This is a genomic window from Bacillus sp. ISL-51, assembly GCF_018613535.1.
Lineage (GTDB): Bacteria > Bacillota > Bacilli > Bacillales > Bacillaceae > Bacillus.
The window spans coordinates 1-6,705 of the sequence record NZ_JAGGQB010000014.1 but is presented as its reverse complement, the minus strand read 5'-3'; the positions used below and the strand labels follow the sequence as shown (position 1 = coordinate 6,705).

Here is a 6,705-nt window from a genome sequence, read left to right as displayed (position 1 = left end):
GTAGGACGCCGCCAAGCTTTTAATTTGATCTACCGTGTTTTTGTTTATGAAGCTTATATTATTCCGCAGTAGCTCAGTGGTAGAGCTATCGGCTGTTAACCGATCGGTCGTAGGTTCGAGTCCTACCTGCGGAGCCATTGCTTCCATAGCTCAGCAGGTAGAGCACTTCCATGGTAAGGAAGAGGTCAGCGGTTCGAGCCCGCTTGGAAGCTTAATTGAATATGTTGATCTGACACAGTTTCCGCAGGTTATGGAACTGTTATTTTTTTTGTCTAAAAATGATTGGGTGGCAGAGAGGTGGCAAATTAGCAATTACCTTTAAACTGTTCCTGTTTTTAATAAGTTGTTGATTGCATCTGCCACTAATGTATCCGATTCTCGGCTGGCATGAGTATAGATGTTCAATGTAGTTTGTACATTCGCGTGACCCAATCTCTGAGAAATTGCTTTAATATTTAATCCAGGCACTTTTCCAATTTGATTTATTAACATAGTCGCGTGTGAGTGTCGCATATCGTGCAGACGACTAGGCTTAATTTTATGTCTCTTAGTGAACCTGTTCCACCAGGTATTGGGTGACGTTGGATACTGAGGCTGGCCCCTATCTCCTCCGAATAATAAAAGTTTGTCTGTTCCTCTCCAAAGTTCCCCTAACATTATTAACCGATTCCTTTTGATTTCCCGTAATAAAAAGGCTGCTTCTTGCATTATATCTGGAGGCATTACAACTTTACGGAATGAATTGCTTTTTGGATCTTTAAACCTGCATCCATTCTTTTTTGTATATGCAATGACTCATCAATTCTAACTTCCTTCGTATTAAAGAATAAATCTGTCTCATCTATAGCTAACAGCTCACCTCTACGAAAACTATCGGTAAAGGCAAATTTAATCATAACCCTATTTCTCAACGGTGCATACTCATCAAGTAACAAAAAGATTTCCTTTATTAGTGTACAGGCCAAAACAGCAGATATCGTTTTTCATGACAAAGTGGAGACGAAGGGTGAAGGGAATATTCTTACAGTCAACTCTAAAGGGTATTGGGAATCATCCATGACGGTAAACGGCGATATGTGTCTGGTCAATATGGAAAAATAGTTTAAGTAAATAAGTTGTCCCTTGCTAATGGCATTTACGGGCCGAAGACGAAATCAAAATTAGAGTCTTTACTGAAGTAATAAAAAGCCCTCTTTTTTCCCAGGGAGAGGGCTTTTATAGTTGTTAGATGCTTCAGTTGTATAAAGAAATATAAAAATGCAAATGTTAAAGTGAAAGGAGATGATTACTATGAAAAAAATTATTGTAATGGTGATCTTATGTTTTTCGTTAAGCTCTATTACAGTAGAAGCTGCTAAACAAGACCAGAACACAAAAGTTCCCCAGAACCTATTTGACGGTTTTATGCACGACCTTTTTGCTAAAGATATATTAGACAGTGTTGAAGATTTTTACAAAGATGATACAATGTCTGTTTCTATTCAAGACGGTGTTGAATTAACAGCTGACAAGGAAGGAAGGTTCATAATGAAGTTTATTGTACTACCCCATTCAAAGCTCCCAGGGAAAAAGGGCAAGACTACAGGAAGCGATACTATAACTTTCAGAGTGGACCCATACCTTATGGGAACCGAATCTAATGGCAGAAAATCAGCTATCACGTTTCTAAATCTAGAACATAACAATCCAACTAAACAAAATTGATAAACAGGGTTCTCTCTATGGTGCCCTGTTTTGACCATTCAAATTCCTCATCTGAAAAAGAAAGACCTCTCAATAAGCCTCCTTATTACTTACCATACCAAGAAAAGAACTCCAGATATAACAGACAAATGTTTCATTATTTTGGATTTATAGGAAGATGTTACTCAAAAAACGTAGAACCTATTATATAAGAAATAGGAAAAGGGGGTGAAAAAGATTGGGAGATGTCGTCATATTTACTTGGCCACAATTGATACCATTATTGATTATTTACTCAGTAGTGATGTTTTTTCGTTATCGAAAAAGGGAAACAACTTTTATTCAACAAATTGTTTACGTATCCTTTTTTATTTATTCAGTATTAGTTATAAGCCAAACGTTCCTCCCTATTCCAATAAGCAAACGTTATATCCAGTTGATTATAGAGTCAGACACCGCACAAAAAAATAACTTTATTCCTTTCTCTGATATATATAGACTCCTTGAGGTGAACCGAAATCACATTTTCGATGTGATACTTAAACAAATTGGAGGTAACATATTATTATTATTACCCTTTGGATTTTACGCTCCAATTCTATGGAAGCGTTTTAACAAAATCAGGTCATTAGCTTTAGGTTTTGCAGTTTCAACCGGGATTGAATTAACACAATTAATAATTTCTATAATTTTAGGGGTTACCTATCGAAGTTTTGTTGTTGACGATATCATCCTAAACACAACGGGCGTATTAATGGGTTACTGCTTATTAAAAATAGTCAGTCCATTATTGATCAATATGATCAGAAGTGTCGACACACCTAACAATAAGAATTTAAAACTATTAAACTTATGGAGGGATTTATAAATGAAACCCAAAAAAGCTTTTCTATCGTTTATTCTTCTAGGTACACTTACAGTGCCAACGGTGGCGTTTGCTGCTTCAGCTGGTACTTATGGTACTTATACTTTTCACTATGACTTTAAATATAAATTAAATTCGGGCTTGTTCGAATTGAAAAGTGGAACTCATTCGAGAACTGTTAAGATTACCCCTGAAGTTCCAGGGAAATTTAGTCTTGATTTATACAGAGCTAATACATTGGGCGTAGGGGTATTGCAGGATACTAAAAGTTTTTCAGGAAAACAGCAAGTGGAAAAAAAGTACTCTGTAAAGAATACAAATGGAAAATTCCAGTTTAGAATGAGAAAAGCTGATGATGGAAAATATGTTGTTGGCTATGGACTTGTCAGAGATTAATAGAGATAATTAGGGTCAATGAGAACCCCCATTTCTTACGTATCCTTTAATTGACGCAATAGCCGCAATAAGTTTGCGGTTTTTTTTCGTTTACACATATTATGCAAATAGTGGTAAAATTTCAAAGTGAAGGGAGGGGTTTTATGGCGCAAACCTTGTCATCTTCGCAAGTGGGCGTGAAAATTAACGAATGGTATAAAATGATTCGTCAATTCAGCGTTCCGGATGCGGAGATTTTGAAAGCGGAAGTGGAACAAGAAATAAACGAAATGGAAGAAGATGAATACTTACTGATTTATTTTACACTCATGAAATTCCGTCACCAGCTCATGTTAGATTATTTAGAACCGGTGACCACACGAGTAAGGCCGAGAATTGACGAGTTACTAGAAAAAATAGAAGCATCAAATAAAGGTATCTCGGGTCTACTGTGTTATTATTCTTTCTTTTTCCGTGGAATGTATGAATTTGATAAAAAACAGTATGTGAAGGCAATAGGCTTCTATAGAGAAGCTGAAAAACAACTCGTGTACGTTCATGATGAAATTGAAAAAGCGGAATTTCATTTTAAACTGGCAGAGGCTTATTACGGTATGAAGCAAAGTCATGTATCAATGCACCATGTCAAACAAGCGTTGGACGTTTATAATCAATATGAGCTATATAAGGTGCGAAAAGTTCAATGTCTTTTTGTCATATCAGGGAATTATATTGACTTTAAGCGATATGAAAAAAGTCAGCCGCATCTTGAAAAGGCACTCGAATTATCGAAAGAATTAGATAATAAAAGGTTAATTAGTTCGGCCCTGTATAATTTAGGCACGAATTTCGGAGATAGAGGCGACTATGAGCGAGCCGAAATCTTCTTAAAACAGGCTGTAGAAATCACAGAAAAAGCCAAGTTAAGCAATTTACCACATTCATTATTTTCCTATGCAAAGTTCCTTTTTAAACAAGGGAAAATGGCCGAGGCAATCCAAGCGAGTAAGAAAGGATTGTCGGCAGCAGTGTATCAAGGGGATAAGCTTTTTGAAAAATTACAGGGGTATCTAAAGGCTATTTATGTAGATGCAGTTGATCAGCAGGGAGTTAATGAAACGATCGAATACCTGAAGAAGAACAAGAACTACTCATATGTCGAGGATATTGCCTGCGAAACTGCTTCTGTTTACGCAGATTCAAGGGACTTTGAAACGTCCTATTTTTATCATAAAAAAATGGTTGATACGCAAACACAAATTCAAAGGGGAGAGTGCCTGTATGAATTTTAAAAAAAGCGTCTTCATTATTTTGGGTCTGTCATTGACTTTAGCATGTGGGTTTGGTGTGAACTCAGCGGAAAAACAAACACAAGATACTATTCAAATAGCCTCTGATCGTCTTCAAACATGAGTAGCTTAAGCCTTTTCTTCGGAAAAGGTTTTTTTATTTCCTCATTACACTGTGTCAAAACATCCATTTGTTCTTTTTCTTATCCCGTTTCAACAAACGCTGCCTCATGAGATTCTTAACCGCTTCCCGTATAGCGCGTTCATCCTTCCCGGTTTTTCTCTTCAATTGATCCAGCGAGGGATTTTTTCCGAAGTGGGTCATATTAAAAATAATCCGGTATACTTTCCTCTCAAAGTCATTCATTGAGATTGCCTCCTCCGAGTAAATAATGCCAGAACAAACATTCCCATTTCAACTTGAAACAGAACAAAAGTTCGTATAAAATTAAAGGAAAGAAGGAGGGGGCGCAGCTTGCATACATTGTTAAACCGTTCGTTAAATGAAAAATCAGTGCTGGACATGATCTACATAAAAAATGATGGGACGATCTCAAAGAGAGCAATCATAGTACATCAAATCAAGAATCAACACATTCGTGCGTTCTGTTTTAAAAGCATACAGACAAAAACTTTCAGGATGGACAATATTCTTGCTGTGGCTCCCTCTAATTATAGGAGAGGGATCAGCAATCATGCCTAATCTTACAAAAAGACAAGAAGATGCTTTACATGCAATATCAAATTTCTTAAATCAGTATGGAGTGGCACCGACACATAGAGAGTTGATGGAGGAACTTGGTTTGCGATCCACCAGTTCGGTGAAAGGTCTGCTGGATAGGTTAAAAGAAAAGAATTACGTAACGTGGCAAGTAGGTTTGCCGCGGACACTTAGATTATTAAAAGGAAGAGCCCAAAGTAATTAAGAAATAACTGTATGTATAGCTGGCATATGGGTGGCAAGGGTGGCAGAAAGGCAGCAAACACGATTATTCGCCACCTTTTTAAATGTCTAAAGCGTTTTGTCATTTATCAAAACCCTGCCAGACCAGCTTTTATTCGACCAAACTATTCTAAGACTTTCGCTGGCGACTTCCAACCACAGTTGTATTGATTGCACCGGCTTTTGCTGTACAAGCCGAGAGCTTGATGAGTAACCAGAAAGTTAATGATGTCGTACAAAATATTGACGAAGAGACATGGAGAAAGCCAAAAGGTTTGTGAAAGAGCCACTGATCACAAATGATGACTTTCCATATTCAATAGATCGTCAAAAAGCACTTCAGATTGGATGTATAAACCCTCCACTAACATCACTGCCCCTTTGCTCGTTTCTTCCCGCACAGAAAAACTCATAGAAAAGCTCGAACGACCCTTCTATTATAAAAAAGGGCTAAGCAGCTATGTCTAGTCTGAAAAGAAGACAAGACAATGTTTTCCGACCGATATCAAATTTTATGAATCAGTACGGGGTACCCCGATACATAGAGAGTTGTTGAAGGAACTTAGTTTTCGTTCCGCAAGTTCGGTGAAATGTTTTCTGGACAGGGTAAATGAAAAAATTGTGCAATGTGAGAGGAAGGAATGTGCACAATAAGATAATTGAAAAAAGCCCCGAATAAATCAGGTGGGGGAAAGGGACGAACAGGATTATTCGTTGGCAGTTGTCTAAACTGTATTGACTTTTAATGAAACCCTGATATAATAACTTTTGTCATAAGGAATTGTAATAGCCTTTTAGTGAGCTTCTTCATAGTTAAGATGAACGGATAGATTCGCTTGGGATCTTAACTGAATATTTGACATTACAGTTACCCGTTGTGGAGCTGTTATTTTTATTTTAATGGAGCGTTATTAATACACTTGCGGAAGTAGTTCAGTGGTAGAACATCACCTTGCCAAGGTGGGGGTCGCGGGTTCGAATCCCGTCTTCCGCTCCAATCATTCTTACGACATGAAATATTTTAATGCGCCCGTAGCTCAATTGGATAGAGCGTTTGACTACGGATCAAAAGGTTAGGGGTTCGACTCCTCTCGGGCGCGCCATAATTTTATTGAATTCGGGAAGTAGCTCAGCTTGGTAGAGCACATGGTTTGGGACCATGGGGTCGCAGGTTCGAATCCTGTCTTCCCGACCATCTCTGAACCCATTATACTCAATGTAATATGACTGGTTTAAACTCTCTCTATTTTTTTAAAAAAATACTTGCTTTATAGAGAGAAAGCATGGTATATTATTATTCGTCGCTGATGAACAGCTGACAACAAAAAATTGCTTCAAAAACAATATAAAAAAAGTTGTTGACATAAAAGAAGCGAAATGTTACTATAATAAAGCTGCTTCAATAAGCGGTGATGATCTTTGAAAACTAAACAAGACAAAACGTACCTGTTAATTCAAAGTTTTAAATAAATCGCACAGCGATGTGCGTAGTCAGTCAAACTACCTGTCTCTTATAAAAATCTCCGAGCCCACGAGACTAGGCATGATCT

Annotated in this window: 7 protein-coding genes and 5 tRNA genes; 10 read left to right on the top strand and 2 right to left on the bottom strand. The window is 37.5% G+C overall.

Translation table 11 applies throughout. The features are described 5' to 3' along the window. Positions 1 to 62: 62 nt before the first annotated feature. Together J7E26_RS16675 and J7E26_RS16670 are read left to right on the top strand one after the other, a co-directional pair. Positions 63 to 137, top strand: a tRNA-Asn gene (locus J7E26_RS16675). Between the two features lie 2 nt (positions 138 to 139). Beyond that, a tRNA-Thr gene (locus tag J7E26_RS16670) sits at positions 140 to 212 on the top strand. Between the two features lie 106 nt (positions 213 to 318). Here J7E26_RS16670 and J7E26_RS18390 read toward each other — a convergent pair. Next, on the bottom strand, positions 319 to 657 hold the full coding sequence (locus J7E26_RS18390) for a tyrosine-type recombinase/integrase (RefSeq protein WP_396019849.1): 339 nt from the start codon (positions 655 to 657) through the stop codon (positions 319 to 321). A 633-nt stretch (positions 658 to 1,290) separates the two neighbouring features. Here J7E26_RS18390 and J7E26_RS16660 point away from each other — a divergent pair. The 4 genes from J7E26_RS16660 (at position 1,291) to J7E26_RS16645 (ending at position 4,215) form a co-directional block, all read left to right on the top strand. Continuing rightward, the gene (locus J7E26_RS16660) at positions 1,291 to 1,704 is read left to right on the top strand and encodes a hypothetical protein (RefSeq protein WP_214803828.1); all 414 of its coding nucleotides are present in this window, start codon (positions 1,291 to 1,293) and stop codon (positions 1,702 to 1,704) included. A 217-nt stretch (positions 1,705 to 1,921) separates the two neighbouring features. After that, complete coding sequence (locus J7E26_RS16655) at positions 1,922 to 2,551, top strand: VanZ family protein (protein ID WP_214803827.1); 630 nt, start codon at positions 1,922 to 1,924, stop codon at positions 2,549 to 2,551. Beyond that, positions 2,552 to 2,944: a hypothetical protein gene (locus J7E26_RS16650; protein ID WP_214803826.1), complete on the top strand. Its 393-nt coding sequence runs from the start codon at positions 2,552 to 2,554 to the stop codon at positions 2,942 to 2,944. A gap of 143 nt (positions 2,945 to 3,087) precedes the next feature. Continuing rightward, positions 3,088 to 4,215 (top strand): Rap family tetratricopeptide repeat protein, encoded by a 1,128-nt coding sequence (locus J7E26_RS16645; RefSeq protein WP_214803825.1) that lies wholly within the window; start codon positions 3,088 to 3,090, stop codon positions 4,213 to 4,215. Between the two features lie 175 nt (positions 4,216 to 4,390). On the opposite strand, the gene J7E26_RS16640 is transcribed toward J7E26_RS16645, so the two are convergent. Further along, the gene (locus tag J7E26_RS16640) at positions 4,391 to 4,579 is read right to left on the bottom strand and encodes a hypothetical protein (RefSeq protein WP_214814416.1); all 189 of its coding nucleotides are present in this window, start codon (positions 4,577 to 4,579) and stop codon (positions 4,391 to 4,393) included. Between the two features lie 328 nt (positions 4,580 to 4,907). Between J7E26_RS16640 and J7E26_RS16635 the strand changes: the two genes are divergently transcribed. The 4 genes from J7E26_RS16635 (at position 4,908) to J7E26_RS16620 (ending at position 6,350) form a co-directional block, all read left to right on the top strand. After that, positions 4,908 to 5,138, top strand: coding sequence for a LexA family protein (locus J7E26_RS16635; protein WP_214803822.1), 231 nt, complete (start codon positions 4,908 to 4,910; stop codon positions 5,136 to 5,138). Between the two features lie 939 nt (positions 5,139 to 6,077). Beyond that, positions 6,078 to 6,152, top strand: a tRNA-Gly gene (locus J7E26_RS16630). A gap of 29 nt (positions 6,153 to 6,181) precedes the next feature. After that, positions 6,182 to 6,258, top strand: a tRNA-Arg gene (locus J7E26_RS16625). Positions 6,259 to 6,273: 15 nt separating this feature from the next. Next, positions 6,274 to 6,350: transfer RNA gene (locus tag J7E26_RS16620), tRNA-Pro, on the top strand. The last annotated feature ends 355 nt before the right edge of the window (positions 6,351 to 6,705 follow it).